General features: G+C 68.7%; 25 protein-coding genes and 1 pseudogene. 18 read left to right on the forward strand and 8 right to left on the reverse strand.

Features of this window, described 5'->3' with window-relative positions; translation table 11 throughout:
• The 6 genes and pseudogenes from eno to FHW79_RS28645 form a co-directional block, all read left to right on the forward strand.
• Window positions 1-136, forward strand: a pseudogene (gene eno, locus FHW79_RS28620) (phosphopyruvate hydratase); the annotation flags it as partial.
• Window positions 137-359: 223 nt separating this feature from the next.
• A complete protein-coding gene (ybgF, locus tag FHW79_RS28625) occupies window positions 360-1,265 on the forward strand; it encodes a tol-pal system protein YbgF (protein ID WP_183182056.1) in 906 nt (301 codons plus the stop codon).
• 8 nt (window positions 1,266-1,273) lie between these two features.
• Window positions 1,274-2,620 (forward strand): tRNA lysidine(34) synthetase TilS, encoded by a 1,347-nt coding sequence (gene tilS, locus FHW79_RS28630; RefSeq protein ID WP_348984305.1) that lies wholly within the window; start codon window positions 1,274-1,276, stop codon window positions 2,618-2,620.
• Window positions 2,621-2,704: 84 nt separating this feature from the next.
• Window positions 2,705-4,642, forward strand: a complete 1,938-nt coding sequence (ftsH, locus tag FHW79_RS28635) for an ATP-dependent zinc metalloprotease FtsH (RefSeq protein ID WP_014240204.1) — start codon at window positions 2,705-2,707, stop codon at window positions 4,640-4,642.
• 172 nt (window positions 4,643-4,814) lie between these two features.
• Window positions 4,815-5,609 carry a rhomboid family intramembrane serine protease gene (locus tag FHW79_RS28640; protein ID WP_247884656.1) on the forward strand — a complete coding sequence of 265 codons (795 nt, stop codon included), beginning with the start codon at window positions 4,815-4,817 and terminating at the stop codon, window positions 5,607-5,609.
• Between the two features lie 104 nt (window positions 5,610-5,713).
• Entirely contained in the window at window positions 5,714-5,938 is a 225-nt protein-coding gene (locus tag FHW79_RS28645) for a DUF2061 domain-containing protein (RefSeq protein WP_183182057.1), read from the forward strand.
• A gap of 61 nt (window positions 5,939-5,999) precedes the next feature.
• On the opposite strand, the gene FHW79_RS28650 is transcribed toward FHW79_RS28645, so the two are convergent.
• Both FHW79_RS28650 and hutH read right to left on the reverse strand, forming a co-directional pair.
• Entirely contained in the window at window positions 6,000-6,530 is a 531-nt protein-coding gene (locus FHW79_RS28650) for a peroxiredoxin (protein ID WP_183182058.1), read from the reverse strand.
• A gap of 110 nt (window positions 6,531-6,640) precedes the next feature.
• Window positions 6,641-8,167 carry a histidine ammonia-lyase gene (gene hutH, locus FHW79_RS28655; RefSeq protein WP_183182059.1) on the reverse strand — a complete coding sequence of 509 codons (1,527 nt, stop codon included), beginning with the start codon at window positions 8,165-8,167 and terminating at the stop codon, window positions 6,641-6,643.
• A 243-nt stretch (window positions 8,168-8,410) separates the two neighbouring features.
• Here hutH and FHW79_RS28660 point away from each other — a divergent pair, with 243 nt between their 5' ends.
• Together FHW79_RS28660 and FHW79_RS28665 are read left to right on the forward strand one after the other, a co-directional pair.
• Window positions 8,411-10,102: an ATP-binding cassette domain-containing protein gene (locus FHW79_RS28660; RefSeq protein ID WP_183182060.1), complete on the forward strand. Its 1,692-nt coding sequence runs from the start codon at window positions 8,411-8,413 to the stop codon at window positions 10,100-10,102.
• Window positions 10,103-10,157: 55 nt separating this feature from the next.
• Window positions 10,158-11,519, forward strand: a complete 1,362-nt coding sequence (locus tag FHW79_RS28665; protein WP_183182061.1) for an HlyD family type I secretion periplasmic adaptor subunit — start codon at window positions 10,158-10,160, stop codon at window positions 11,517-11,519.
• Between the two features lie 102 nt (window positions 11,520-11,621).
• On the opposite strand, the gene FHW79_RS28670 is transcribed toward FHW79_RS28665, so the two are convergent.
• Entirely contained in the window at window positions 11,622-12,143 is a 522-nt protein-coding gene (locus tag FHW79_RS28670) for a response regulator (RefSeq protein ID WP_183182062.1), read from the reverse strand.
• 163 nt (window positions 12,144-12,306) lie between these two features.
• Window positions 12,307-13,050 carry a hypothetical protein gene (locus tag FHW79_RS28675; protein ID WP_183182063.1) on the reverse strand — a complete coding sequence of 248 codons (744 nt, stop codon included), beginning with the start codon at window positions 13,048-13,050 and terminating at the stop codon, window positions 12,307-12,309.
• A gap of 267 nt (window positions 13,051-13,317) precedes the next feature.
• Here FHW79_RS28675 and FHW79_RS28680 point away from each other — a divergent pair, with 267 nt between their 5' ends.
• Window positions 13,318-14,739: a hypothetical protein gene (locus FHW79_RS28680; protein WP_247884658.1), complete on the forward strand. Its 1,422-nt coding sequence runs from the start codon at window positions 13,318-13,320 to the stop codon at window positions 14,737-14,739.
• 70 nt (window positions 14,740-14,809) lie between these two features.
• Here the strand turns inward: FHW79_RS28680 and FHW79_RS28685 are convergent, their stop codons facing one another.
• Window positions 14,810-15,589, reverse strand: coding sequence for an alpha/beta fold hydrolase (locus FHW79_RS28685; protein ID WP_183182065.1), 780 nt, complete (start codon window positions 15,587-15,589; stop codon window positions 14,810-14,812).
• Between the two features lie 172 nt (window positions 15,590-15,761).
• Between FHW79_RS28685 and murJ the strand changes: the two genes are divergently transcribed.
• Complete coding sequence (gene murJ, locus FHW79_RS28690; RefSeq protein ID WP_183182066.1) at window positions 15,762-17,312, forward strand: murein biosynthesis integral membrane protein MurJ; 1,551 nt, start codon at window positions 15,762-15,764, stop codon at window positions 17,310-17,312.
• A 3-nt stretch (window positions 17,313-17,315) separates the two neighbouring features.
• Here murJ and FHW79_RS28695 read toward each other — a convergent pair whose 3' ends face one another.
• Entirely contained in the window at window positions 17,316-18,158 is an 843-nt protein-coding gene (locus tag FHW79_RS28695; protein ID WP_183182067.1) for a rhodanese-like domain-containing protein, read from the reverse strand.
• 194 nt (window positions 18,159-18,352) lie between these two features.
• On the opposite strand from FHW79_RS28695, the gene fliN reads away from it, so the two are divergent.
• The gene (gene fliN / locus FHW79_RS28700; protein ID WP_014240218.1) at window positions 18,353-18,655 is read left to right on the forward strand and encodes a flagellar motor switch protein FliN; all 303 of its coding nucleotides are present in this window, start codon (window positions 18,353-18,355) and stop codon (window positions 18,653-18,655) included.
• Between the two features lie 107 nt (window positions 18,656-18,762).
• Here fliN and FHW79_RS28705 read toward each other — a convergent pair whose 3' ends face one another.
• Complete coding sequence (locus FHW79_RS28705; RefSeq protein ID WP_348984306.1) at window positions 18,763-19,044, reverse strand: DUF2312 domain-containing protein; 282 nt, start codon at window positions 19,042-19,044, stop codon at window positions 18,763-18,765.
• Window positions 19,045-19,231: 187 nt separating this feature from the next.
• Between FHW79_RS28705 and FHW79_RS28710 the strand changes: the two genes are divergently transcribed.
• Both FHW79_RS28710 and FHW79_RS28715 read left to right on the forward strand, forming a co-directional pair.
• Window positions 19,232-20,464, forward strand: a complete 1,233-nt coding sequence (locus FHW79_RS28710; RefSeq protein WP_183182069.1) for a diaminopropionate ammonia-lyase — start codon at window positions 19,232-19,234, stop codon at window positions 20,462-20,464.
• Between the two features lie 126 nt (window positions 20,465-20,590).
• The gene (locus FHW79_RS28715; protein WP_183182070.1) at window positions 20,591-21,772 is read left to right on the forward strand and encodes an aminotransferase; all 1,182 of its coding nucleotides are present in this window, start codon (window positions 20,591-20,593) and stop codon (window positions 21,770-21,772) included.
• A gap of 6 nt (window positions 21,773-21,778) precedes the next feature.
• On the opposite strand, the gene FHW79_RS28720 is transcribed toward FHW79_RS28715, so the two are convergent.
• Complete coding sequence (locus FHW79_RS28720) at window positions 21,779-22,444, reverse strand: ATP-dependent Clp protease proteolytic subunit (protein ID WP_183182071.1); 666 nt, start codon at window positions 22,442-22,444, stop codon at window positions 21,779-21,781.
• Between the two features lie 251 nt (window positions 22,445-22,695).
• Here FHW79_RS28720 and FHW79_RS28725 point away from each other — a divergent pair, with 251 nt between their 5' ends.
• The 5 genes from FHW79_RS28725 to FHW79_RS28745 all read left to right on the forward strand — a co-directional run bounded on the left by FHW79_RS28725 (window position 22,696) and on the right by FHW79_RS28745 (window position 26,848).
• Window positions 22,696-23,451 (forward strand): alpha/beta fold hydrolase, encoded by a 756-nt coding sequence (locus FHW79_RS28725; protein ID WP_183182072.1) that lies wholly within the window; start codon window positions 22,696-22,698, stop codon window positions 23,449-23,451.
• 102 nt (window positions 23,452-23,553) lie between these two features.
• Window positions 23,554-24,408, forward strand: a complete 855-nt coding sequence (locus tag FHW79_RS28730) for an ABC transporter ATP-binding protein (RefSeq protein WP_014240224.1) — start codon at window positions 23,554-23,556, stop codon at window positions 24,406-24,408.
• Window positions 24,409-24,432: 24 nt separating this feature from the next.
• Complete coding sequence (locus tag FHW79_RS28735; protein WP_014240225.1) at window positions 24,433-25,242, forward strand: ABC transporter permease; 810 nt, start codon at window positions 24,433-24,435, stop codon at window positions 25,240-25,242.
• Window positions 25,243-25,275: 33 nt separating this feature from the next.
• On the forward strand, window positions 25,276-26,295 hold the full coding sequence (locus FHW79_RS28740) for an ABC transporter substrate-binding protein (RefSeq protein ID WP_183182073.1): 1,020 nt from the start codon (window positions 25,276-25,278) through the stop codon (window positions 26,293-26,295).
• A 121-nt stretch (window positions 26,296-26,416) separates the two neighbouring features.
• A complete protein-coding gene (locus FHW79_RS28745; protein ID WP_035673230.1) occupies window positions 26,417-26,848 on the forward strand; it encodes an ArsC/Spx/MgsR family protein in 432 nt (143 codons plus the stop codon).

Consider the following 26,848-nt stretch of genomic DNA (forward strand, 5'->3'; position numbering starts at 1 on the left):
CACCAACTGCGGCCAGATCAAGACCGGCTCGCTGTCGCGCTCCGACCGTCTGGCCAAGTACAACCAGCTCATCCGCATCGAGGAGATGCTCGGCACCGCCGCCCGCTTCGCCGGCCGCGGCATCCTCAAGGCGTAAGACGCTCTTAAGGACCTCCTGAGGGAAAGGCCCCTTTCCGGGACACCGGGAAGGGGCTTTTTTCTGTGGTCTCTTTCGGGATTGCGCCCGGTGCGCGGGAGATTTCCAAATCACCACCGTGCAAGGGGCGCGCGCATCTGGTAAACAGCCGCCATAGTTTCGCCCGCTTGGGCCGGCACCCTCTTAACGACGGCTTTTCCCGCCCGGACAGGACCCTCGACGCATGACCAAGACCACTTCTTTCGCCGCCCTGCTGCTTGGCGGCCTGCTGTGCAGCGGCTCCGTCCTCGCGCAGACGGTTTCGCTGCAGGACCGTCTGGACCGGCTGGAGTCGGGGGTGGAGGCGCTGGGCGGGCGCGTCGAGGTGGCGCAGGCCTATCCGGGCAACTCTTACTCGCGGGGGCAGACCGCCGAGATCCAACCGTCGCTGGCCGCCGATTTCGAGGTGCGGCTGCAGAAGCTGGAGCGCGCCCTGTCGGAGCTGACCGGGCGCTATGAAGAGGCGACCTATCAGATCTCGCAGATGAAGGACCGGCTGGAGCGGGTCAACAGCGACATCGACTTCCGCCTGAAGGAGCTGGAGAGCAAGGGCGGCGGGGCGGCCAGCGATCCGTTCGGCGCCCCGGCCAAGCCCAGCGCGGCGGCTCCCGCCGCGGCTCCCAGCGCCGCCAAGGCGCCCGAGAGGACGGCCGACAAGCCGGCGGAGAAGCAGACCGCCGCCGTGGCGCCGCTGCCCGCCAACTCCACCCCGGAGAAGCAGTACGAGCACGCCTTCGAGCTGCTGCGCCAGTCCGACTACGACAAGGCGGAAAAGGCCTTCAGCGACTTCCTGGCCAAGAACAAGGGCCACCAGCTCGCCGGCAACGCCCAGTACTGGCTGGGTGAGACTTACTACGTCCGCAACAAGTTCCAGGACGCCGCCGTTGCCTTCGCCGAGGGTGTGCAGAAGTATCCGAAGAACAACAAGGCGGCGGACAACCTGCTGAAGCTCGGCATGTCGCTGCAGCAGTTGAACCAGAAGAAGGACGCCTGCACGGCCTTCAACCAGCTGATCACCAAATTCCCCGAAGCCTCGGCCAGCGTGAAGCGCCGCGCCGACACCGAGCGCCGCCGCCTGAACTGCGCCTGACGGGCGCGGTGAACGCGTCCGACCCTGCCGGGCCGATTTCCACGGGAGAGTTCGCCGCCCGCATGGACCGGCTGGGCGGCTTCGAGACGCGGCCGCGTGTGGCCGTTGGCGTGTCCGGCGGTGCTGACAGCCTCGGGCTGGTTCTGCTCGCTCAGAGTTGGGCGGTGGAACGGGGCGGGGATGCCCTCGCGCTGATCGTCGATCATGGGCTGCGTGCGGAATCCGCGGCGGAGGCCGCTCGGGTGGGCGGCTGGCTCCAGGCCCGCGGCGTCGCCCACGCCGTTCTGCGCTGGGACGGCGAGAAGCCGGCGACGGGCATCCAGGAAGCGGCCCGCGCCGCGCGCCACCGCCTGCTGGCCGAGCGCTGCCGGGAGGAGGGCGTCCTTCATCTGGCGCTCGCACATCATCGCGACGATCAGGCGGAGACGGTGTTGCTCCGCTTCGCCCGCGGCTCCGGAATCGACGGGCTGGCCGGCATGGCGCCGGTGCGCGCGGGCGGCGCGGTGCGTGTGATCCGGCCGCTGCTGGACCTGCCTCACGAGCGGCTGCAGGCGACCTGCCGCGCCTTCGGCCAGGAGTGGATCGAGGACCCGTCCAACAGCAACCCACGCTTCGCCCGCGCCCGCCTGCGCGCGACGGGGGAGGCGCTGGCCGCCGAGGGGATGGACGCGCCGCGTCTCGCCGGCCTTGCGCGCCGCGCCGCACGTGCCCGCAACGCGCTGGAGGCAGGGACCGCCGCCCTGCTGGCCGAGGCCGCCGAGGTCCATCCGGAGGGCTGGCTGCGGCTGGACCCGAAGCCGTTGCTGGGGGCATCGGAGGAGCTTGGCCTGCGCGCGCTGGTCCGCTGCATCGCGGTGATCGGTGGCGCGCCTTACCCGCCGAAGGACGAGGCGGCGGAGCGCCTGTTCGCCGAGATCGCGGGAGAAGACTTCCAGGGACGCACGCTTGGCGGCTGCCGCATCCTGCCGCGGAAGGGGCATTTGGTGATCGCGCGGGAGCCGGTCGGGGTCACCGAACGGCTGGCCCTTACCCCTGGCGGCGAAGTCTGGTGGGATCGCCGATTCGCCGTTCGGCTGTGGCCTGGGGCGGGTGGTGCGGTCACCGTGGCAAAATTGGGGCGGGAAGGGTGGCAAAGGGTGCGGTCCGCAGGCCCGGATTCGGGCCGCATCGGCTTGCCCGAACCGGTCCGCGAGACGCTGCCGGCGCTGTGGGACGGAAACGGGCTGGCGGCGGTGCCGCATCTGGGCTTTTCGCGGCCCGGATTCCCCCTTTCGGCGGTCGCTTTGCACGCGCCCGGGGTGGTGATGGCCGGCCCAGCTTTTCCGGTTGTTTCGGACCGTGTCGGCATTATTTAATCTGGGAACGTGCCCGTAAGCCCGGGAGGGGTGGCTCCGCATCGGCCTACCTTTCCGCGCAGGGTTCGCAGAAAGGCTTTCGACGTGAACAATTTCGGCAAGAATCTCGCGCTCTGGATCATCATCGGGCTGCTGCTGGTGGCCCTGTTCAACCTGTTCCAGAGCTCTTCCACGCGCAGCCCGCAGACGACGGTTCCGTTCAGCGAGCTTCTCGCCGAAGTGGACCGCGGCCAAGTGGCCGACGTCACCATCAAAGGAAATCAGGTCTCCGGCCATTTCACCGACGGCCGGTCCTTCAGCACCTACGTCCCGCCCGAAGCCGGGCTGGTCGAGCGGCTGACGCAGAAGAACGTGCGCATCAGCGCCGTTCCGGACGACAGCAACGTGCCGTCGCTGTTCTCCGTCCTGCTGTCCTGGTTCCCGATGCTGCTGCTGATCGGCGTCTGGATCTTCTTCATGCGTCAGATGCAGTCGGGCGGCGGCAAGGCCATGGGCTTTGGCAAGTCCCGCGCGCGCCTGCTGACGGAGAAGGTCGGCCGGGTCACCTTCGACGACGTCGCCGGCATCGACGAGGCCAAGCAGGAGCTGGCGGAAATCGTCGAGTTCCTGAAGGACCCGCAGAAGTTCCAGCGTCTGGGCGGCAAGATCCCGAAGGGAGTGCTGCTCGTCGGCCCGCCGGGTACCGGCAAGACCCTGACCGCGCGCGCCGTGGCGGGTGAAGCCAACGTGCCCTTCTTCACCATCTCCGGCTCCGACTTCGTCGAGATGTTCGTGGGTGTCGGCGCCAGCCGCGTCCGCGACATGTTCGAGCAGGGCAAGAAGAACGCCCCCTGCATCATCTTCATCGACGAAATCGACGCCGTGGGCCGCCATCGTGGCGCCGGCCTGGGCGGCGGCAACGACGAGCGCGAGCAGACCCTGAACCAGCTGCTGGTCGAGATGGACGGCTTCGAGGCGAACGAAGGCGTCATCCTCATCGCCGCGACCAACCGTCCCGACGTGCTCGACCCCGCGCTGCTGCGTCCCGGCCGCTTCGACCGTCAGGTCGTCGTGCCGAACCCCGACGTGCTGGGCCGCGAGAAGATCCTCAAGGTCCACATGCGCAAGGTGCCGCTGTCCCCGGATGTCGACGCCAAGGTCATCGCGCGCGGCACGCCGGGCTTCTCGGGCGCAGACCTCGCCAACCTCGTCAACGAGGCCGCGCTGCTCGCCGCCCGCATCGGCAAGCGCGTCGTCGGCATGGCCGAGTTCGAGGCCGCCAAGGACAAGGTCATGATGGGCGCGGAACGCCGCTCCATGGTCATGACCGAGGACGAGAAGAAGCTGACCGCCTATCACGAGGCCGGTCACGCCATCGTCGCCATCCACCAGCCGGACAGCGATCCGGTGCACAAGGCCACCATCATCCCGCGCGGCCGCGCCCTGGGCATGGTGATGCGCCTGCCGGAAGGCGACCGCATCTCGCTGTCCCAGGCCAAGCTGCACGCCGACCTGCGCGTCGCCATGGGCGGCCGCATCGCGGAAGAGCTGATCTTCGGCAAGGACCGCGTGACCACCGGCGCGTCGGGCGACATCAAGATGGCGACCGACATGTCGCGCCGCATGGTCACCGAATGGGGCATGAGCGACAAGCTGGGCCCGCTGCTCTACGGCGAGCCGACGCAGGAGGTCTTCCTCGGCCACTCCGTCACCCAGCACAAGAACATGTCCGACGCCACGGCCCGCACGGTGGACGAGGAAATCCGCCGGATCGTCGACGAGGCGTACGGCGAGGCCCGCCGCATCCTGACGGAGAACATCGACCAGCTGCACACCATCGCCAAGGGTCTGCTGGAGTACGAGACCCTGAGCGGTGAGGACATCGCCCGCCTGCTGCGTGGCGAGCCGCTGATCCGCAACGACGAGCGGGAGGGCTTCTCCCCGGCCCCGCCGAAGCAGCCGACCCCGACCTCGGGCCGTCGCCCGTCGGTGCCGACCACCAAGGAAAGCGGTGGGATGGACCCGGAGCCCCAGGGCACCTGATGCCCGGCACCTGATCCGCACCGCGGCTTCGCTTCACGAAACCGGCGCTCTTCACGGGGCGCCGGTTTTTCTTTGCCGGCTTCCGCCTGTACGCGTCTCCCGTACGTCTTGGCGGAACCAAGGGGCGGGACCATCGTACTGAACAGGGTCGCCTCTACCGAAAGCGCCGCCGATGCTGTTCCTGCCCATCTACGACGACAACCCGACGCGGCGGACGCCGGTCGTCACCATGGCGCTGATCGCGCTGTGCGTGATGGTGTTCCTGTGGCAGCTCTCGTTGGGCGCGCGGGCCGGGAACCTCGCCGTCTATTCCTTCGGCCTCGTCCCGGCGGTGCTGTTCGGCTATGCGGACCTGCCGGAGCCGTTGCGGGTCGTTCCGCCCTGGATGTCTGTCGTCACTTCCATGTTCATGCATGGCGGCTTTCTGCACCTCGCCGGCAACATGCTGTACCTCTGGATCTTCGGCAACAACGTCGAGGACAGCATGGGGCGGGGCCGTTTCGTGGTCTTCTACCTGCTGTGCGGAACGGCGGCGGCCTTGGCCCAGAGCTTCGCTGCCCCAACGTCCGAAGTGCCGATGGTGGGGGCGAGCGGGGCCATCGGCGGGGTTCTCGGCGCTTATCTGGTGCTTCACCCGCGGGCCAATGTCGGCGTCTTCTTCTGGTTCATCATCATCGTGCGCGTCATCAGCGTTCCGGCGGTGTTGGTGCTGGGCTTCTGGTTCGTCGGACAGATCCTGAGCGGGGTCACCACCCCGACCTCCGACGACAGCGGCGGAGTGGCCTTCTGGGCGCATGTCGGCGGATTCGTCATGGGGGCTGCGCTGATCCCTTTCTTCAAGCGCCCCGAAGTGCGGTTGCTGGAGCCGGCGCACAGCCGGCCCTTTGAAGTCGTTCCGCCGGGCACCCGGTTGCGCCGCGGCAGCGTGCCGGAGGCGGGCGACCGTCGCCGTCCCTTCCGGTGGTGAATAGGGATCGTCTATCGATCTGTTCGGATCGTTCGATTGGACCTGTCGCCGCCCGACGCGCATGCTGAGGCTGAACAGAAACGGCGGCGTTCGGGAGTTCCGCGATGACCAAGACCTTCAGCTTTGCCTGCATCCACTTCACGGTGGCTTTCACGGTCGGCTATCTGATGACCGGCAGCATCGCGGTGGGCGGCGCGCTGGCGCTGGTGGAGCCGCTGTGCAACACGGTGGCCTATCATCTGCACGAGCGGGCCTGGGCGGCCCACGAGCACCGCAAGGCGCAGGCGGCCCAGGCGGAGCCGGCGGATGGGACCGCCGTTCCGGCTTGAAAAATTTGGTGGTCATCCCCTCTCCCCAGAGGGGAGAGGGCTAACGAAACGGAATACCAGTTCAGCGCGACCGCAGGTAGGCCAGCACCGCTTCCGGAGCGGACTCACCGTAGGGGTCGCCACCCTCGCCGGCGTCGTTGATGCCTGGCTCCTCGAACAGCTTCTCGATCACGCCGTCGGTCACCACCATGGCGTAGCGCCAGCTGCGCATGCCGAAGCCGACATGGTCCTTGTTGATCAGCATGCCCATGCGGCGGGTGAAATGGCCCGAGCCGTCGGGGATCAGCTTGACGTTCTTCACGCCGAGATGCTTGCCCCACTGGAACATCACGAAGGCGTCGTTGACGCTGAGGCAGTAGACCTCATCGATGCCCAAATCGCGGAACTCCGGATAGAGCGCGTCGTAGGTCGGCACCTGCTGGTTGGAGCAGGTCGGGGTGAAGGCGCCGGGCAGGGAAAAGACGACGACGCGCTTTCCGGCGAACAGCTCGTCGCTGCTGACGTCCTGCCAGCGGAACGGGTTGGGGCCGCCGACACTTTCGTCACGCACGCGGGTCTTGAACACGACCGAGGGGACTTTGCGTCCTTCCATGATGGTCTCCGGATCGAAGGGAAGCGGTTGGAGTGGGATAACCGGAAGCTTAGCCCTTCAACGGATTGCCGAAAACCGGCCGGAGCCGCCTGCGCGGTCTTGTCTCAGCATCAGGGCAGGAGCGACTCCGCGAAGGGACGGAAGGCCCCCTCGGTCACCAACCGCTTCGCCGCCGCGATGTCCGGGGCCATCGCCCGATCCTCCGTCCACATCGCCACGTGGGCGCGCAGCAGCGCCCGCGCGCGCTCCAGCGCGGGGGAGGAGGCCAGCGGCGCCCGCAGGTCGATGCCCTGGGTGGCCGCCAGCAGCTCCACCGCGACGATGCCCGCCAGATTGTCGGCCATGTCCGATAGGCGGCGGGCGGCGTGGGTCGCCATGCTCACATGGTCCTCCTGGTTGGCGGAGGTCGGCAGGCTGTCCACGCTGGCCGGATGGGCCATCTGCTTGTTCTCGCTGGCCAGCGCCGCCGCGGTGACCTGGGCGATCATGAAGCCGCTGTTCAACCCGCCGTCGGCCACCAGGAAAGGCGGCAGGCCCGACAGGTGGGTGTCCATCAGCAGCGCGATCCGCCGCTCCGACAGCGCCCCCGTCTCGGCAATGGACAGGGCCAGAACGTCGGCGGCCATCGCCACCGGCTCCGCGTGGAAGTTGCCGCCCGACAGGATGTCGCCGCTGTCCGGGAAGACCAGCGGGTTGTCGGAGACGGCGTTGGCCTCGCGCTCCAGCACGCCGGCGGCGAAGCGCAGATGGTCGAGAACCGCGCCCATCACCTGCGGCTGGCAGCGCAGGCTGTAGGGGTCCTGAACCGTCTCGTGCCCCTCGCGGTGGGAGTCGCGGATGCCGCTGCCCTGGAGCAGGGAGCGGTAGACGGCGGCCACGTCGCGCTGGCCCGGCTGGCCGCGCAGCTCGTGGATGCGCGCGTCGAAGGGACCGTCGCTGCCCAGCGCGGCATCGACGCTGAGCGCCCCGGCGACCAGGGCGGCGGCGAAGCCGTCTTCGGCCGTGACCAGCCCGGCCAGACCCAGCGCGGTGGACACCTGCGTGCCGTTCAGCAGGGCCAGGCCTTCCTTGGCCTCCAACGCCAGCGGCGCCAGCCCGGCGCGGGCCAGCGCCGCGGCGGCGGGCAGCCGCTCGCCGTCCACGTCGGCCTCGCCCTCGCCGATCAGCACGCCGGTCAGGTGGGCCAGCGGTGCCAGATCGCCGGATGCCCCCACCGATCCCTTGGCCGGGACCACCGGCAGAACACCGTGGTTGTAGAGGGCCAGCAGCGCCTCGATCACCGCCATGCGCACGCCGGAATGGCCGCGCGCCAGCGCGTTGACCTTCAGCGCCAGGATCAGCCGTACCACGCCCGGCGGCAGGTCTGGCCCGGTGCCGGCGCTGTGCGACAGGACCAGCCGCCGTTGCAACTCCCGCACCTGATCCGGGGGGATGCGCTTCTTCGCCAGCAGGCCGAAGCCGGTGTTCACGCCATAGACCGCGCGCTCCCCGCCCGCCGCGTCCGCGACCGTGCGGGCCGAGGCGTCGATGGCGGCGCGGCAGCCGGGCGCCAGGGCCAGGACGGGCGGGTCGCGCAGGATGCGCCGCAGGTCGGGCAGGGCGAGATGGCCGGGGTCGATGGTCAGCGTGTCGGTCATGCGGCGTTCCTTGAAGCAGGGGGAACAGGGAGGTCCTTCACATGAGGCGCCGTTGTCGTTTGCGCAAAGGGGGTGGTTTTCAGTGGCATTCCTGTGATGTCCCTCAATCTTCAGATTTCATTTACCAAAAACGCGCCAACTGACCTCGCCTGCATCCAGTGGGCACTGCCGCAAACGGTGACAATTGGAGGGCTGTAAATGCCTCGCCTGTTTTCTCGCGGGTCTGAAAAGACCAATAAAGATATGGCTCACGGGGGACGTTATTTCACCCGGGTACTCGTTGGTGCATTTGTCTTCAGCGCTACCATCAATCTTCTGATGTTGGCGATGCCACTTTATTCGCTTCAGGTCTTCAGCCGGGCCATTCCGTCCGGCAACATCGATACGCTGGTCATGCTGACCGTCATCGTCGTCCTGGCCCTGACGCTGAGCGCCGCCATGGAAACGGTGCGGGCGCGCATTCTGGCCCGCGCGGGCAACGCGCTGGAGGTCACCTGGCGCCGCCGGCTGACCGCCGACGTGCTGGACGCCTCGGGCCGCGGCCGTCCGGACACCGCCCCGGTCAGCGACCTCATGGAGGTCAAGGGCGCGATGAGCCGCCCGTCGCTGCCGGCCCTGATGGACCTGCCCTGGGTGCCCCTGTATGTCATCGGCATCTACCTGATCCACCCGCTGCTCGCCGTGATCCTGGTCGCCGCGATGGTCATCATGACGGCGCTGGGCTATCTGAGCAACTGGGCGGTCCGTCATTTCGCCGAGGACAGCAAGGCCCCGGCCAGCCGCTCGCAGCGCCTGTTCGACTCCCTGCTGTCGCGGTCGGAAACGGTGCGCGGCCTGCGCATGGGGCCGAGCGCGCTGGACACCGTGGCCCGTGACGCCATGACCACCTCCGCCCTGCAGGGCCGCTCGACGGAGCGCGCCGCCGCCATCGGCGCCTTCACCAAGTGGGTCCGCATGGTCATCCAGATCGCGGTGACCGGCGTCGGCGCCCTGCTGGTGATCGAGCAGCATCTGTCCTTCGGCGGCATGATCGCCACCTCCATGCTGGTCGGCCGCGCCCTCGCCCCGGTCGAGCAGACCGCCGGCGCCTGGGGCCAGATCCAGAAGTCCTACCAGGCCTTCCGCCGCCTGTTCCCGCTGCTGAAGCGCCTGTCGCTGGAGCCGGAGCGTCCGATCATCCCGGTGGAGCGCGAGCGCCTGACCGTCGAGAACCTGCTGTTCGTCTCCCCCCGCGACCAGAAGCCGATCCTGCGCAGCGTCACGCTGGCCGTGGAGCCGGGCCAGACGGTGTGCATCGCCGGTCCCAACCGCTCCGGCAAGTCGGTCCTGGCCCGTCTGCTGGCCGGTGTGGCGATGCCGTCGGCGGGCACCGTGCGGCTGGGCGGCCTGGCCGTCGCCTCGCTGAACCCGGAAACCCCGGAGCAGGGCATCGGCTACATGGCCCAGGGCGCCGACCTGCTGCCCGGCACCATCGCCGAAAACATCGCCCGCTTCACCGAGACGACGCGGGAGAAGGTCGAGGACGCCGCCAAGCGCGCCGGCATCCATTCCTGGATCGAAAGCCTGCCCGGCGGCTATGAGACCGAGGTGACCGACCCGCTGTTCCCGATCACCGGCGCTTCGGCCCGCCTGATCGCCCTGGCCCGTGCCGGCTACGGACGTCCCTCGCTGATGGTTCTCGACGAGCCGTCGGCCGGCATGGACGAGATCGGCCACAAGGCGGTGCGCGAGTTCATCGTCGAGGCCAAGAACAGCGGCGTCACCACCATCGTGCTGACCCATTCCCCGGCCTTCGTCGACATCTCCGACAAGACTTTCGTTCTGAAGAACGGCATGGCGGTCGAACTGCCGCAACGCCAGCAGGAGCAGCAGGGCCCGAACTGGAGCCGCCTGCGCAACATCGGCCCGGCGCCGGTGCAGAGCGCCGCCGGCTGACGCCGGAACCTCCAGACCAGCACCCAGCACCTCCGGCGATCAAGGACCTTCTGTGATGACCGACACCACCATGAACACCTACAAGACGAAGACCATGACGTCGATCGGCGCGCTGCGCGCGCTGGTTCCCGACACCCGGGTCAGCGGGCTTCTGGCCGGCGGCTTCATGGTGCTGGCGGTGGGCTTCGGCGGGATGACCGCCTGGGCCGCGCTCGCCCCGCTTCACAGCGCCGTCATGGCCTCCGGCGCACTCGCCCCGGAGACCGGCCGCAAGATCGTGAAGCACACCGAGACGGCCCAGATCGAGGAGATCCTCGTCAAGGAAGGCGACACGGTGAAGGCCGGTCAGGTCCTGATGCGGCTGGACAGCACCGAGGCGGCGACCCGGCTCCAGGTGCTCAGCACCTCCTGGCTGGAGACCCAGGCGCTGGAAGCGCGCCTGACCGCCGAGCTGTTCGAGCAGCCGGCCATCGAGTGGCCAGAGGAGCTTCTGCGCCGCCGCGGCAGCGACCGCACGGTGGAAAAGCTGATGGGCAACCAGGAGACCCTGTTCCAGGTCCGCCGCAACCAGCTCGACACCGAGGCCAAGCTGACCAAGGAGCGCGTCGCCACGCTGCGCGAGGAGGGCAAGAGCCTTCAGGAGCAGCGCAGGTTCCTGGCCCGCGAGATCCAACTCATCGAGGACGATCTGGTCATCACCCAGGGCCTGCTGTCCCGCGGCAACGCCACCCGCACCAAGCTGGTTGAGCAGCAGAAGGAGGAAGCGCAGCTCAAGGGCCGCGACCGCGAGCTGGAGGCCCGCATCGCCCAGGCCAACCAGGCCGCCGTGGACGCGGAGGGCGAGCTTCTGCGCCGCCGCAACGACTTCCGCGAAAAGGTCCTGGTCGATCTGGAGAAGTCCCGTGGCGACGTCATCCGCCTCGCCGAGCAGATCCGCGACGCCGCCAACCGGCTTGAGACCCGCGCCATCAAGGCTCCGGACGCCGGCACCGTGGTGATGCACAGCCATTGGGCCGCCGGCGGCACGATCACCGCCAACGAGCCGATCCTGGACATCATCCCGGACGGCCGCGCCCTGCTGGCCGAGGTGAAGGTCCAGCCGAAGGACATCAAGTCGCTGACCGTCGATCTGCCGGTGAAGGTGCAGCTGACCGCCTATGACAGCCGCGTCGTCGGCTCGCTGGACGGCACGGTGACCTACGTCTCGGCCGACCGCGTGATGGACCCGATCACCCGTCAGGAATCCTACATCGCGCGGATCAAGCTGAAGGACAGCGACTCCCATCAGGTCCACAACCTGACGATCAAGCCGGGCATGCCGGTGGAGGCGCGCATCCTGCTGTCCGCCCGCACCCCGCTCGACTATCTGGTTCAGCCGTTGTCGCACTCCTATGTGAAGGCGTTCATCCAGGAGTGAGGCAGGGGTAGGGAGCGTCACGCTCCGCGAGGGTTCGAAAAAGGAAAGGGCGGCTTCCCACGGGGGAGGCCGCCCTTCCTTGTTTGACGAAGCGGGATGATGTCAGCCGCGCGGGCCGTGCAGGCGCCGTGCCGCGAGGTCCAGAGCCAATTTCAACTGGGCCAGCGAATAGGGTTTGTTGACCACGCCCAGCGGATAGGTCTCGGTGATGCGGGCCATGATCGCGTGGTTGGCGTAGCCGGACAGGAAGATCGAGCGGATGCCGTAGTTGGCGCGCAGGCGCCGTGCCGCCTCGATCCCGTCGCCGCCGGCCAGCCGCACGTCCATCAGCGCGACGTCGGGACGCTCGCGGCCGGCGATGGCCACCGCCTCCTCTTCGGTGCGGGCGGTGCCGCAAACGATGTGGCCGAGGTCCATGGCGGCCATGCCCACCGCCTCGGCGGCGAGAGTCTCGTCCTCCACGATCAGCAGCCGCAGGGGACGGACCGCCGCCTGGGTGCCGCGCCGGGGTGACTCGGTCCGGTCGGACTCTGTTCTGTCGGCTTGGGCGGCCGGGCCGCAGCGGTGCCGCCATTCCAGGCCGGACGCCGGTCGTGCCAGCGTGTCCACATCGTCCCGTGTCATGACCACCACCCTCATGCGTCGCCGCAGGTGTTATTGGTAAAGATTCATTTACCAAATAAAGTGGTAGTCGCACCCAATTCGGAGTTCAAGGAAAATCGGTGTGACGTGGGACCGTTCGGACGAGGTGCGACCTTCCCGCAACAATGCGGCCGAAGGGGGAAGGTCAGCGCTTGGGACGGCTCAGCCAGTCCACATTGCCGCTGCGGGGAGCGCTGCCGTTGGCTCCGGAACCGCCCTTGCGCCCCGACAAGGGCGAAAGCCAGGAGGGGGGGGGAGGCGAGTCGGCCGTGGGGTCCGGGTTCGCCGGGCGCTGCGGCGCCGGAGCCGGCGCGCGCGGCACGAAGGGCGACAGGACCGGTGCGGGAGCCGGCGGCGGAGGTGGTTCCTTGCGCACCGGTTCGGGGACGAAGGAAGGGGTGGGCTCGTCCGACGGCGGCGGCGCATAGGTTTGGGGGGCGGTCTGGGGAGCGATCTGGGCCGCGGACTGTGGCGTCGTCTGCGACGCCGCCGGAGCTGTGGCGGACGACTGGGGACGCGCATCGGCGGCGGCCCGCGTGGGGCGGTCGTCATCGTCGACCGGGCCGGTCTGGGTGTTGATGCGCCGGGCTTCGTCGCGGATGGACAACAGGGTCGACACCGCGAACTGGAGCAGCGGCGCCATCGTCTCGGAGTTCGCCAACTCCTCCGCCGTCAGGGCGGAGAAGCGCTGACGCACCTGCTCCACCGCGTCCTCGATGCTGTCGCGCAGTGCGCCGGTGTCCTGGAGAACGCGCTCCAGATCCTCCCGGAGCGCCGAGATCTCGCAGGCCTGGCGCAGCTCGTGGAAGCCGATGGGCGTCCCTGGCGTCCGGCCGGAGTCGGCGGTCCGCTGATCCTGCGATCGGAAATCATAGGGCATCTTCGCCAAACGCCGGGCCCTATCCTGCAATCCTGTCGGAGACCAAGGAAGGTTGCCGTGTCACAGGTTTAATGCGGTTGAACATGGTTGGAAACCGTTTGCGCACCCCAATCGCTTGTACTATTTTTTCCGCACCGGGGGGAACGGATTCCTGCGGTATCACAAATCCTACCCACCCCTCCCCAGAACCACGCCTGCCGGGTACACACGGTGTCGATTGATCGCGCGGAACTGGAACGGCTTCTTGCCGATCGTCCGACTGGAAACCGCTCGGCCATGCAGGCCGTCCGCGAAAGCTACGCCGACATCGGCCTGATGCGCGAGCGCGGCCTGTCCTGGGTGGAAATCTCCGATGTGCTGGCGAAGCTGGGCGTCACCGCCCGCGACAACCAGCCGATCTCGCCCGTCACCCTGCGCTCGGCCTTCTTCCTCGTGGGAAACGAGGAACGTGACGGCGGCCCGGACGAGGGGGATGCGGGCGAGACGACCCCGCGCGAAATGCTGGATGCGGTGCACCGCGCCGCCCTCGCCGCGGGACAGCCGGCGGACGCCGAGGACGCCACGGCCGAACCGGAGACGGCTGTTCCGGAAGCGGCCGAACCGAAAAGGGATGAATCGCAAGGGATCCCGCCGGCCCAGGCGGATGGCGACGCCGGTGTTCCGCCGGACGCCGCCGAGCCGGACCTGGACGGCACTCCGGTTGTGGAACCGCCCCCGCCCCCGGTGGCGGAACCGGCCGCCGCGGAGTCCGCCGGTCCCCCGGATGAGCCCGCCTCGGCAGCGGTTCCGGAATCCTCTCCTGCTGAGGTCCCGATTCCCCAGGCTTCGGCCCTTCATGTTTCAACACCTCAAGATTCGACAACGAACAGACTCTGGAAAGGCGATCGCATGCTGGGCACCATCTTCGTTCTCAACGACCGCGGTGGCGTCGGCAAGACGCTGCTGTCCCATCACCTGATGGCGACCGCCATGCTCGAAGGCCTTCAGCTCAAGGTCGTCGAATATGAGGTGAACGAGCGCCTGAACCGCCTGTTCGGTCCGGAGGTGGTGGAGCACCGCCGCATCACCCAGGACTTCATGAACATGATGGGGTCGGGCGACGGCTTCTACGAGTTCTGGGACCAGATCGGTCCGGAACTGCAGCGCGGCGGCCGCCTCTATGACTTCGGCGGCAACATTTCCCAGTGGTTCTTCAATTGGGCCGAGGTGTCGGGCTTCGACTACTATGTCGGCGAGGGCGAGCGGCTGACCTTCATGGTGCCGGTCACCGTCGATCTGGCGTCGCTCTCCACCGGCATGAACACGCTGGAGCGCATCGCCACCATCGCCCCGAAGGCCAAGCGCGTCCTGGTCGAGAACGGCTTCTCCGGCCCCTTCTCGCAGCTCGACGACAGCCAATACGCCCGCCGCAAGGCGGAGATGGTCGAGCGCGAGGGCGTGGAGGTCATCTCCATGGCGCCCTGCACGGCCCCGGCCTGGGCGCGCCTGACCGGCCACCGCATCGACGAGGTGGCTCAGATGACCCGCGAGGATCTGGTGAAGCTGGGCATGACCCCGCCGGTCGCCTCCCGCTCGCTGATCATCATCCACGAGTGGCTGCGCACGATGCGGCAGGCGCTGTCGCCCTATCTGCGCGACGCCTTCAACCAGTCCGCCGGTCCGGCCGCCAAGACCGGCGCCCGCCAGGGCGCGCTCTGACTGGGCTTCGCATCGCCAGCATGTGAGAACGGGGGCCTTCGCGGCCCCCGTTTCTTTTCCGGGGAACGGCTTACGCGAAGGCTTCGACCAGGGCCGCGAACTCCTGCGGGCGTTCGGCGTGCAGCCAATGGCCGGCGCCCTCGATCATCTCGATGGTGGCCTTGGGGAAATGGCGGCGGATGGCGGCGTGATTCTCCGGCACGATGTAGTCGGAGCGGGTGCCGCCGATGAACAGGGTGGGGCCGTCGTACAGGGCGCCGTCCAGATCCGGGAAGCCGATCAGGTCGCTCATGCGGGCGCCGATGGCGTCGAGGTTGATCCGCCAGTGAAACGACCCCTGTTCCAGAACGAGATTTTGCAGCAGGAAGGAGCGCAGGGGGGCTTCCGGCACCGCGTCCACAAGCTGCGCCTCGACCTCCGAGCGGCGGGTGCAGCCTTCCAGCCTGGCCTGCTTCATCGCCGCCACGAAGGGGGCGTGGGTGTGGGTGTAGGCGACCGGCGCGATGTCGGCCACCGCCAGACGCTCCACCCGGTCGGGATGGGTCAGCGCCAGGGTCATCGCCACCTTGCCGCCCATGGAGTGGCCGACCACCGACGCCCGCGCGAAACCGCGGTCGTCGAGGAAGCGCAGCACGTCCGCAGCCATCGCCGGGTAGGTCATCTCGTCCGACCAGGGGGCGCCGCCGTGGTTGCGCAGGTCCAGGGCGTAGACCCGGTGCCGCTCCGCGAAGCGCTTCGCCAGGGTCTGCCAGTTGCGCGCCGACCCGAACAGGCCGTGCAGGACCAGCAGGGGGGTGCCGCCGTTCGCTTCGCCGGCTTCCAGATAGGTGAGGGGAAGACCCTGGGCCATGGACGTTCCGCTTGTCTGAAGGTGGGTGGAGAGGACATGGGTGGGCGGCGATCCTAGCAGACCGTTTCCGCCCACTGCTTTCAAATTCCACACGGGCTGGCATGCCGAAAGGCGTGACGCGGGCGGGGAAAACGTTAGGATGGCGCCGCCCATCAGAGGACCCGTACGCACCGTGCTCCGCAACATCCTGTCCGTCGGCGGGCTGACGCTGGTCAGCCGCGTCCTTGGCTTTCTGCGCGACGTTCTGACCGCAGCGCTGCTCGGCGCCGGGCCGGTGGCCGACGCCTTCTTCGTGGCGTTCCGGCTGCCCAACCATTTCCGCGCCCTGTTCGCCGAGGGGGCCTTCAACTCCGCCTTCGTGCCGCTGTTCTCGGCCAAGCTGGTGCAGGACGGGCAGGCCGCCGCCAAGCGCTTCGCCGAGGAGGTGATGAGCCTGCTGCTGGCGGTGCAGTTGCTGTTCCTGGCCGGCATCCTGGCGATCATGCCTCAGTTCATGACCGTCTTCGCACCGGGCTTTTCCGACGAGCCGGAGAAGTTCCGGCTGGCCGTCCTGTTCACCAGCATCACCTTCCCGTACCTGTTGTTCATCTCGCTGGAATCGCTGCTGGCCGGCGTGCTGAACAGCATGGGGCGGTTCGGCGCGGCGGCGGCGGCACCGATCCTGCTCAACCTGTGCCTGATCGCGGCGATGGTGCTGGCCGCGCCGCTGATGCCCACGGTCGGCCACGCCCTGTCCTGGGGCGTCTTCGCCGCCGGGCTGGCGCAGTTCCTGTACCTGTACTGGGAGGCGAGCCGCGCCGGGATGGGGCTGCGGCTGCCCCTGCCGCGCCTGACGCCGGACGTGAAGCGCTTCCTGACCGTGCTGGGTCCGGCGGCGCTGGGGTCCGGCCTGACGCAGATCAACCTGTTCGTCGACACGCTGATCGCCTCGCTGCTGCCCACCGGGGCAGTGTCCTACCTCTACTACGCGGACCGGCTGAACCAGTTGCCGCTGGGTGTCATCGGGATAGCGGTGGGGACCGTTCTGCTTCCGGAAATGGCCCGGCGCATCAAGGGCGGCGACGAGCCCGGCGCGGTGGAGAGCCAGAACCGGGCGGTGGAGCTGTCGCTGGTGTTGACCCTGCCGGCCGCCGCCGCCTTCCTGGTCGCCGGCCTGCCCATCGTGTCGGTGCTGTTCCAGCACGGCGCCTTCGGCCCGACCGACGCCGCGCAGTCCGCTGCCACCTTGCAGGCCTATGCGCTGGGGCTGCCGGCCTTCGTGGTGATCCGCAGCCTCGTCAACGGCTTCTACGCCCGGCACGACACGGCGACGCCGGTGCGGGTGGCGCTGGCCGCGACGGCGGTCAACGTGGCGTTGAAGCTGGCCCTGATGGGGCCGCTGGCCCAGGTGGGGCTGGCGGTGGCGACCTCCGTCGCCGCCTGGGTCAACGCCGGGCTGCTGGCGTGGCTGCTGACCCGGCGCGGGCTGTTCAAGGCCGACGCCCGGCTGCTGCGCAACCTGCCGCGCATGGCCGTCGCGGCGCTCGCCATGGGCGGCACGCTGTGGCTGGTGCAGACGCAGCTCTCGTCCTGGCTGACCGCCCATGGCCTGTTCGAGCGGCTGGGCGGGCTGGTGCTGCTGGGCCTTGCCGGACTGCTGGTCTACGCGGTTCTGGCGGTCGCGCTGGGCCTGCTGCGCCGGTCGGACCTCGGGCGGTTCCGCCGGCGCCGCAAGAGCGTTTAACGCTTAAGCCACCGGCCCGTTCTTGACGGGACGAGACGGGTCGGCGGTCCATTCCGACATCGACCCGTCATAGAGGCGGACCCCGTCGATCCCCGCCACCTCGCTCAGCGCGAACCAGGACACCGAGGCGAGGTGGCCGGTGTTGCAGAAGGTGATCGTCGACTCGCCCGTCCCGGCCCCATCCGCCAGAGCCTTCACCGCGTCGGCGGGGAGGAAGCGCTTTCCGGTGGCGGAGTAGAAGGCGCCGTTCTCGATCAGCACCGCTCCCGGCAACGTCCCCGGAACGCGGGCCTGCGGGCTCTTGGCCTTGCCCTCGAACTGCTCGGCGGAGCGGGAGTCCAGCAGCGGGACGGAGCCACCGGCCACCGCCGCCGCGACCACGGGAAGGGGGGCGCGCAGGTCCTCGCGGGGGGTCGCGGTGAAGGTGGTGGCGGGACGGGTGGCGGCGGCCGTGGTGACGGGGAGGACGGCGTCGCTCCAGGCGGCGAAGCCGCCGTCCAGCACCGACACGCGGTCATGGCCGAGCGTCTTGAGCGTCCAATAGACGCGCGTCGCGTTGCCCATGTCGGCAGCGCTCAGGCCGCTGGCGACCAGAACGACGTGGTCCTCGTTGCCGATCCCCAACCCGCCGATCAGCCCTTCCAGAACGGCGGTGTCGGGCAGCAGGCCCGGGACGCCGTCCACCGTCGCCCGCCAGCCGGCCTTCGCGTAGTCGGAATGGATCGAGCCGGGAATGAAGCCACCCGATGGCGGCGTGCGCACGTCGAGGATCACGAGGTCCGGGCGGTTGAGAGCGCCCTTCAGCCAGGCGCTGTCGACCAGCGGGCGTTGGGATTCGGTCGTCATGGCTCTGCCTTCGCGGCTGGTTTCACGTCGGACTGGCAGGGTATCAACACAGGGCGGCGCAGGAAAACCAAATTTGCGCTGTTGTTTCCCATCCTTGTCGCAGGGTGTCGCGACGGTCGCCGTTGCCCCGGCGCGCCCGGTGCGGTAACTCTTGTCGGTTGAAGGGTCTTGTGATCCAGGCGAAGGAGTGCGGCATGGCCAACATCGACGATCTGCTGGGCGCCGGTTCGTCCGACGACATGAGCAGCGATGCCTTCGCCATCGGCGACGCGCCGGTCGAGATCAAGGTGGTCATCGGCACCGCCATGCTGCGCGTCCGCGACCTTCTGAAGCTCGGCCGTGGCGCCGTCGTGGAACTGGACCGGCACCTGAAGGACCCGACCGACGTCTATGTGGAGGGCGTCCTCGTCGCCCGCGGCGAGGTGGTCATCGTGGACGACAAGATCGGGGTCACCCTGACCGACTTCGTGAAATCCAGCCGCGAGTGGAAGCGCTAAGCTTTCGGCGCTTTGATGCGCTTGCGCAACGACATGTTCCGGGAGCGAAACGTCATGTTTCGCTCCCGGAACAATTATGATGCGGCTTCGCAACGATCCTTACATCGTCAATCGGCCGGTTCGGGCACCACGATGTCCAGCGGCGTGCCGGTGGCGTGGGCGTAGAGCATCAGGTCGTTCAGCAGCTCGGCCTCCTGCTCGCCGGCGTCCTTGCGGCGGATGGCGACCAGCTTGTCGAGCGCCTTGATGTTGAAGCCGGCGGATTTGACCTCGCTGCGCAGGTCCTTCAGGTCGGCCTTCAGGCCGTCGATCTCGTCCATCAACCGCTCCATGCGGTCGGCGAACTGCTTCAATTGGTCGGCGGCGGTGGTGTTGAAACCGGTCGTCACGACGGAACCATCTCCTTCAGGAACGGGAACCCCCGCCGCCTTCAGCATCCTGCCGGGCCGCGGGGGGAGGCGCTGTTAGCACAGCTCGCGGCGCTTTGTCCGGGGACAACGCGCGTGGCTTGACGCGGCGTGGCTGGCAGTGCTTTCGTGGCTGCGGCCGTCCTTGCGGCGCTGGAGAGCGAACACGATGTCCGACCTGCCGCCGCTTGGCACCCCGCGTCTCTTCTCGAATCCGCGCGCCGACACGGACCAGCCCTACGGGCCCGCCGAACGGGCGATCCTGAGCCGCGCCGCCTTCCAGGACGCGATGACGGAGATCGGCGCCTGGCCCGGCTACGCCCCGACCCCGCTGCGCTCGCTGGGCGGGCTGGCCCGCGCCGCCGGCATCGACCGCATCTGGTACAAGGACGAGAGCAGCCGCTTCAACCTGCACAGCTTCAAGGCGCTGGGCGGTGCCTACGCCGTGCTGCGCCTTCTGGTGCGTGAGGTGCAGGCCCGCGTGCCCGGCGTGCCGGTGACCGCGCTGGATCTGGTGGTCGGGCGCTACGCCAAGGTGACCCGCGGCATCACGGTGACCACGGCGACCGACGGCAACCACGGCCGCTCCGTCGCCTGGGGCGCTCAGGTGTTCGGTTGCGGCTGCGTCATCTACATTCCAGGCAACTGCTCGCAGGGGCGGCAGCAGGCGATCGAGTCCTTCGACGCCCGCGTCGTCCGCGTCGCCGGCAACTACGACGATGCGGTGCGGCAGGCGGCGGCGGACGCGCGGGAGCATGGCCGGCACGTCGTCTCCGACACCTCCTACACCGGCTACATGGACATCCCGCGCGACGTCATGCAGGGCTACACCGTGATGGTGGAGGAGGCGATCAGCCAGCTTCCGGCCAGCGAGCGCCCGACCCACGTCTTCGTGCAGGGCGGGGTGGGGGCCTTGCCCGCCGCCGTCTGCGGCCATCTGTGGGAAAGCCTGGGCCGCCAGCGCCCGCGCTTCGTGGTGGTGGAGCCGCACGCCGCCGATTGCCTGTACCAGAGCGCCGTCAACGGCCGGCCGACTCCCTCCAAGGGCGACCTGGAGACGCTGATGGCCGGCCTCGCTTGCGGGGAAGTGTCCCTGTTGGCCTGGGCGATCCTGGAGCGCGGCGCCGACGATTTCCTGACCATCCCCGACGATGCCGCGGTGGCGACCATGCGCCTGCTGGCCGAGGGGCGGCATGGCGGGCGGCCCATCGTGGGCGGGGAGTCCGGCGTGGCCGGTCTGGCTGGTCTGCTCTGCGCCGCGGCGGACCCGGCGACCCGCGCCAGCCTGGGCCTCGCCCCGGACGCCCGCGTTCTGGTCTTCGGATCGGAAGGGGCGACCGACCCCGAGGTCTATGAATCCCTGGTGGGCCGCAAGCCGGATGCGGTGCCGGGCGGCGCCTGACCCCTGCTTTGTCTCCGCATGGCCTGCCATGCGCGTTCCCCTGTTCTGGTCCCTTGCGCGAGCCCGGCGGGGCGGTCCACCATGGCGCCCCATAAAAATCGGACCCCGCAGACTGGACATCAGGGAATGGACCGCAGAGACGTCAACCCGCTCGTCGCCGCCACCGAGGCTCCGCCCATCGCCGAGGCGTGGCGCTGGGTGGAGGGCCGCAGCTTTCCGGCGGACAAGCCGCTGATCGACCTCTGTCAGGCGGTGCCCGGCTATCCGCCCGCCGACGCACTGACCGCCCATCTGGCCGAGCAGGTGCGGGCGCCGGACACCGCGCGCTACACGGCCATCGACGGCATCCCGCCGCTGACCGCCGCGCTGGCCCGGCGCACCGGATCGCTCTATGGCGGCGAGGTGGTGGCGAACGAGGTGCTGATCACCGCCGGCTGCAACCAGGCCTTCGCGGTGGCGGTGATGGGGCTGGCGCGGGCCGGCGACAACGTGATCCTGCCGGCCCCCTGGTACTTCAATCACAAGATGACGCTGGACATGCTGGGCATCGAGGCCCGGCCGCTGGCGCTGCGCGAGGAGAACGGGCTGATCCCCGACCCGGCGGAGGCCGAGCGGCTGATCGACGCCGGGACGCGCGCGCTGGTTCTGATCTCCCCCAACAACCCGACCGGCGCCATCGCCCCGCCCGACGCCATCGCGGCGCTCTACGAGCTGTGCGAGCGGCGCGGCGTCAAACTGCTGCTCGACGAGACCTACCGCGACTTTCCGGATTGGGAGGGGCGGGCGCCGCATGGGCTGTTCCAGCGGCCTGGCTGGCAGCGCACGCTGGTCCAGCTCTACAGCTTCTCCAAGGTCTACAGCCTCGCCGGCTACCGGGTCGGCGCGGTGATCGCCGACGCTGGTCTGCTGTCCCAGGCGCGCAAGGTGATGGATTGCCTCGCCATCTGCGCGCCGCATGTCGGGCAGAAGGCGGCGCTGTTCGGGCTGGAGAACCTGGACGGTTGGGTGGCGGAGAAGCGCGGCGACATCCTGGCCCGCGTGCACGCTTTCCAATCGGCGATGGAGGCCAGCGGCACCGGGTACCGCATCGCCAGCATCGGGGCCTATTTCGCCTATGTCCGGCATCCCTTCGCCGGCAAGCGCGCCCACGACGTGGCCGAGGGGCTGGCGCGCGATCACAACATCCTGTGCCTGCCCGGTTCCATGTTCGGCCCCGGCCAGGACGATTACCTCCGCTTCGCCTTCGCCAACGTCGACGCGGCGGTCATGCCGGAGATCGCGCGGCGTCTTGTGGAAAGCGAAGCGTAAGGAAGCTCAGCGGATCAGGTGGGTGACGACGTTGGCGCCCACCGCCGCCAGATGGTCGGCGTTGTCGCGGTAGTCGAGGCTGCCGGAGAAGCCGCCGGCGGCCCGCACCCGCTCGATCCAGGCGGGGGCGGCGCCCAGCGCGACCAGACGCTTCACCATCTGGTCCGTGGAGCGCAGCGTCATGCGGCCGTTCTCGGCCAGACGCGGGGCGTGCACCATGAACTCCGCGGTCGGCGCCGCGTAGCGCGGGTAGCCGGCCAGATAGAGGCCGACGCACATGCTCTCGCAGGACTGTCCGCCAGCCACGCGGGTGGCGACGGAGCGCCCCGCCTGCCGTTCCGCCAGCATCAGATCGATCATGCGGTAGCCCGCGGTGGTGAAGCCGCCGGGGCTCGACAGTTCGACCACCACCGGCTGGCCGGCCGGCACGCTGCGCAGCGCGTCGGAGAAGCGCTGCTCCACGCCCGGGGTGATGATGCCGTCCAGCCGCAGCGTGGTGGCCCCCACCTGATCGACGCGGACCAGTGTGGCGTCGGGGAAGTCGGGGGCGACGGGTGCCGGCGCCGGGTTCGGACGGTTCACCGACAGGCTGTCGGCGGTCGCGGCCCCTGACGAGCCGACGGCCAGCAGCAGCCCCAGAACCATCATGCGTGCAGTCGCGCGAACCGGCATCGAAACCTCCTTGCTCTGGGAAGGAGGGTGCCGGGAAATGCTTGCGCGTTGGTTAACGGCCGGCCTGCCCAAAGGTGCAACGTCCTTCGCCACAGGCTGTTTATGGAGGAAGTCGATCGTCAGGGCTGTGAGTGGTGAAACAATTTTGCGCATTTTGCGCCGCGGCCTTGCTGATTCTGTGGGCGGCTCAGGGCTTATCGGCGGAATTGGTTAATAATGTGGCGCCGCAGCAAACATCGCGCGGCTGCGGAGTGCCGACCCCGGCAACGGTGCCCGACCATGTGACCCTGGACGGCGCGGCGCGCGGCGTGATCGTGGCCGTGCCGGACGGCTACCGCCCCGACCGTCCGCACAGCCTCGTCGTCGCCTTTCATGGCCGGACCAACAGCAACGCCGAGGTGCGGCGTTACTTCGACCTTGAAGGGCAGGCGGAAGAGCGGGCGATCATCGTCTATCCCGCCAGCCTGAAGGATTCCCGCGGCTTGAACGTCTGGTCCGATCCCGGCGACCCGCCGGACCGGCTGCGCGATTTCCGCCTGTTCGACGCCGTGCTGGAGAGCATGGCGGCGTCCTATTGCCTGGACATGGGCCGGGTGTTCGTCGTCGGCCATTCGCTGGGCGGGTCCTTCGCCAACAGCCTCGCCTGCGCGCGGGGCGGGGTGATCCGCGGGCTGGCCAGCCTTGGCGGCGGGTCCGCACGTCCCAAGGACTGCGGCGGGCCGGTCGCCGCCATGGTCCTGCACAACCCGCGCGATGAGCAGGTGCCGGTTTCCGAAGCCCTGCGCCTGCGCCGCGCGCTGCTGGCCCAGGACGGGTTGCCGACGGGCAGCGAGCCGGACGAGCCGCACCGTTTCAACTGCCGGCGCTATGGCGCCGAAGGTGAGGAGAACCCGGTTCTGTGGTGTCCGCTGGCCGACGACCGCACGCGCAATGGGCGCTTCTACCCGCATCAATGGCCGCAAGGGGTGGGGGCGGCGATCATGGCCTTCTTCGCGCGGCTGGACTGAGTCTCACCGTGCGCGGCAACAATTGTTGGCTGTGCCCATTGCCGAGGCCGCCTCATTCCGCCAAGATGCCGTGAAAACGAACATCAGGGATGGAACGCATTGATGTCAGACAGCGCCGCCGTGGCGGCCGCCCTGCGGACGGAGGGGGCGGACAAGGCCGCGCTCCGCCTGGACGGCGTGACCTGCACCTTTCCATCGCCCGACGGGCGCGGGCAGACCTACACGGCGGTTCAGGGCGTGACCCTGTCGGTCGCCGCGGGGGAGTTCGTGTCCATCGTCGGGCCGACCGGCAGCGGCAAATCGACGATCCTGAACGTCGCGGCGGGGCTTCTCGCCCCCAGCGCCGGGCGCGCCCTGACCTTCGGGGAGCCGGTCGACGGCATCAATCCGCACGCCGGCTACATGTTCCAGGCCGACGCGCTGATGCCCTGGAAGTCGGCGCTGGAGAATGTCGCCGCCGGGCTGGAGTTCCGCGGCGTGCCGCGGCGCGAGGCGGAGGAGCGGGCGCGCCCCTGGCTGGCCCGCGTCGGACTGGACCGTTTCGGCGACCGCTACCCCCACCAGCTTTCCGGCGGCATGCGCAAGCGGGTCGCGCTCGCCCAGACGCTGATCGTCGATCCGAAGATCGTGCTGATGGACGAACCCTTCTCGGCGCTCGACATCCAGACGCGGCAGTTGATGGAGAACGAACTGCTCGACCTGTGGTCGGCGGACCGCAAGTCGGTGGTCTTCATCACCCATGACCTGGAGGAGGCCATCTCCATGTCCGACCGGGTGCTGGTGCTGTCCGCCGGCCCCGGCGCCCGGCTGATCGGCGAGTACCGGGTGGATCTGGAGCGCCCGCGCGACGTGGCGGAGATCCGCATGACGCCGCGCTTCCTCGACCTGCACCGGGAAATCTGGGGGCAGCTGCGCGAGGAAGTGCTGAAGGGCTACGCCCAAACCAAACTGAAATGACGTCCAAGCCGACGTGAGGACCCCATGGCCGTGGCCCGTGTGAAACGCCTGCCGAGCCGCCCGGTGATCCTGCTGCTGCAGGTCGCCGTGCTGATCGGATTCTTCCTGATCTGGCACGTCCTGACCGCGACGAAGATCCTGAGCCCTTTCTTCTTCGGCACGCCGCTGGCGGTGCTGGAGCGCACCTGGAGCGACTTCGCGTCCGGGGTGATCTGGTACCACCTGGGCATCACGCTTCTGGAGACCGCGCTGGCCTTCGTCATCGGCACGGTGGCGGGCATTGCCTTCGGATTCTGGTTCGCCCGCGCGCCTTTGGTCTCCATCGTCTTCGACCCCTACATCAAGGCAGTCAACGCGCTGCCCCGCGTGGTGCTGGCGCCGATCTTCGCGCTGTGGCTCGGCCTCGGCATCTGGTCGAAGGTGGCGCTGGGGGTGACGCTGGTCTTCTTCATCGTCTTCTTCAACGTCTACCAGGGCGTCAAGGAGGTCAGCCCGGTCGTGCTGGCCAACGCGAAGATGCTGGGGGCGAGCAACCGGCACCTGTTCCGGCACGTCTATCTGCCGTCCGCCCTGTCCTGGGTCTTCTCCAGCCTGCACACCGCGGTCGGCTTCGCCATGGTCGGCGCGGTGGTGGGCGAGTATCTCGGCTCCGCCGCCGGCCTCGGCTACCGCATCCATCAGGCGGAGGGGGTGTTCGACACGGTCGGCGTCTTCTCCGGGATGCTGGTTCTGACGATCTTCGTCGTGGTGATCGACGCCGTGGTGACCGTCATCGAGAAACGCCTTCTGCATTGGCGCCCGCAGGAGGCGCAGACGACCAACGCGCAGGGATGACTGCGCCATAGCAAGAAAACTGGGAGGGAAGCCATGCGTATGAAAAACGTGATCGCCGCCGCGGCGGTGGTCCTGGCCTTCGGCATCGGCGGGGCGAACGCCCAGCAGGTCGAGAAGAAGGATCTGAAGCTAGCGGTCGGCGGCAAGCCGCTGCTCTATTATTTGCCGCTGACGGTGGCGGAGCGGCTCGGCTACTTCAAGGAGGCCGGGCTGAACGTCGAGATCAACGACTTCGGCGGCGGCGCCAAGAGCCTCCAGGCGCTGGTCGGCGGTTCGGCCGACATCGTGACGGGCGCCTTCGACCACACGGTGCAGATGCAGGCCAAGGGCCAGCCGATCACCGCCGTCGCCCTGCTGGGCCGCTATCCGGGCATCGTTCTGGCCGCGGTGAACAAGGCCGGCACGATCAAATCGATCAAGGAGCTGAAGGGCAAGAAGATCGGCGTGACCGCCCCCGGCTCCTCGACCAACTTCATGGTCAACTACCTGCTGACCCAGCACGGCATGACGCCGGAGGACGTGTCCTTCATCGGCGTCGGCGGCGGCCCCAGCGCGGTGGCCGCGGTGAAGCGCGGCGAGATCGACGCCATCGCCAACCTCGACCCGGTGATCAGCCAGCTGGAGGCCGACGGCGACGTCACCACCATCGCCGACACCCGGACGGAGAAGGGCACGCTCGACACCTACGGCGGGCCGTACCCGGCGGCGGTGCTCTACACCACGCCGGCCTTCATCAAGGAGAATCCGAAGACCACCCAGGCGCTGGTCGACGTCTTCGTCCGGACGCTGAAGTGGCTGGATCAGGCCAAGACCGAAGACGTCCTGAAGGTCCTGCCGCCGGAATACTTCCTCGGCAACCAGACGCTCTACGCCCAGGCCTTCGAGCATTCGAAGCCGACCTATTCGCCCGACGGCCGCTTCTCCCAGGAGGGGGCGGAGGCCGCCTACAAGGTGCTGAAGGCCTTCGACAAGGCGGTGGCGGCGACGGACATCGACCTGTCCAAGACCTACACGAACGCTTACGTCGAGGACTCGCTGAAGCGCATCAAGTGATTGGCGAACAGCCAAGCCGCTCGACAATCCGGGGGTGCGACATTCCGTCACCGGCACCCCCGGTCCCCGCGCCGGTAGACTGGACCTAATTCGTCCTGTTTCGATGCGGAGCACCAACCCCATGACGGAAGTGATCTTTTACGGTCTGTCCGGCTGCACGGCGAACGCCAAGCAGAAGCTTCAACTCCAGGCCGCCGGCCACACGCTGGTGGAGCGCGATCTGGCCGCCGAACCCCTCACCGCCGAAACCTTGCGCCCCTTCTTCGAGGACCGTCCGGTCGAGGACTGGTTCAACCGCCGCGCCGCCGCCGTGAAGACCGGCGCCGTGAAGCCCGACGAACTGGACGAGGAGTCGGCGCTGGCCGCCCTGCTGGCCGACCGCGATCTGATCCGCCGCCCGCTGCTCCAGGTCGGGGCGGACCGCAAGGCCGGTTTCGACCCCAACACGCTGCACGCCTGGATCGGCCTGACCGCGTCCGGCGAAAGCTGCGACGACAAGCATTCGCGCGGCGTCTGCGACCACGGCCATCACCATTTCCCGAAGCAGGGCTGA

The organism is Azospirillum sp. OGB3 (genome assembly GCF_014192915.1).
Taxonomy (GTDB): domain Bacteria; phylum Pseudomonadota; class Alphaproteobacteria; order Azospirillales; family Azospirillaceae; genus Azospirillum.

Excerpts from the sequence above, each read along its gene's own strand:
- fliN (WP_014240218.1), top strand. The coding sequence starts at position 18,353 with ATGGCCAACATCGACGATCTGCTGGGCGCCGGTTCGTCCGACGACATG.
- FHW79_RS28740 (WP_183182073.1), top strand. The coding sequence starts at position 25,276 with ATGCGTATGAAAAACGTGATCGCCGCCGCGGCGGTGGTCCTGGCCTTC.
- FHW79_RS28685 (WP_183182065.1), bottom strand. The coding sequence starts at position 15,589 with ATGGCCCAGGGTCTTCCCCTCACCTATCTGGAAGCCGGCGAAGCGAAC.
- ybgF (WP_183182056.1), top strand. The coding sequence starts at position 360 with ATGACCAAGACCACTTCTTTCGCCGCCCTGCTGCTTGGCGGCCTGCTG.
- FHW79_RS28640 (WP_247884656.1), top strand. The coding sequence starts at position 4,815 with ATGCTGTTCCTGCCCATCTACGACGACAACCCGACGCGGCGGACGCCG.
- FHW79_RS28680 (WP_247884658.1), top strand. The coding sequence starts at position 13,318 with ATGCAGGCCGTCCGCGAAAGCTACGCCGACATCGGCCTGATGCGCGAG.
- FHW79_RS28660 (WP_183182060.1), top strand. The coding sequence starts at position 8,411 with ATGGCTCACGGGGGACGTTATTTCACCCGGGTACTCGTTGGTGCATTT.
- FHW79_RS28645 (WP_183182057.1), top strand. The coding sequence starts at position 5,714 with ATGACCAAGACCTTCAGCTTTGCCTGCATCCACTTCACGGTGGCTTTC.
- FHW79_RS28715 (WP_183182070.1), top strand. The coding sequence starts at position 20,591 with ATGGACCGCAGAGACGTCAACCCGCTCGTCGCCGCCACCGAGGCTCCG.
- FHW79_RS28665 (WP_183182061.1), top strand. The coding sequence starts at position 10,158 with ATGACCGACACCACCATGAACACCTACAAGACGAAGACCATGACGTCG.
- FHW79_RS28710 (WP_183182069.1), top strand. The coding sequence starts at position 19,232 with ATGTCCGACCTGCCGCCGCTTGGCACCCCGCGTCTCTTCTCGAATCCG.
- FHW79_RS28670 (WP_183182062.1), bottom strand. The coding sequence starts at position 12,143 with ATGACACGGGACGATGTGGACACGCTGGCACGACCGGCGTCCGGCCTG.
- FHW79_RS28730 (WP_014240224.1), top strand. The coding sequence starts at position 23,554 with ATGTCAGACAGCGCCGCCGTGGCGGCCGCCCTGCGGACGGAGGGGGCG.
- FHW79_RS28720 (WP_183182071.1), bottom strand. The coding sequence starts at position 22,444 with ATGCCGGTTCGCGCGACTGCACGCATGATGGTTCTGGGGCTGCTGCTG.
- FHW79_RS28650 (WP_183182058.1), bottom strand. The coding sequence starts at position 6,530 with ATGGAAGGACGCAAAGTCCCCTCGGTCGTGTTCAAGACCCGCGTGCGT.
- hutH (WP_183182059.1), bottom strand. The coding sequence starts at position 8,167 with ATGACCGACACGCTGACCATCGACCCCGGCCATCTCGCCCTGCCCGAC.
- FHW79_RS28745 (WP_035673230.1), top strand. The coding sequence starts at position 26,417 with ATGACGGAAGTGATCTTTTACGGTCTGTCCGGCTGCACGGCGAACGCC.
- FHW79_RS28735 (WP_014240225.1), top strand. The coding sequence starts at position 24,433 with ATGGCCGTGGCCCGTGTGAAACGCCTGCCGAGCCGCCCGGTGATCCTG.
- FHW79_RS28695 (WP_183182067.1), bottom strand. The coding sequence starts at position 18,158 with ATGACGACCGAATCCCAACGCCCGCTGGTCGACAGCGCCTGGCTGAAG.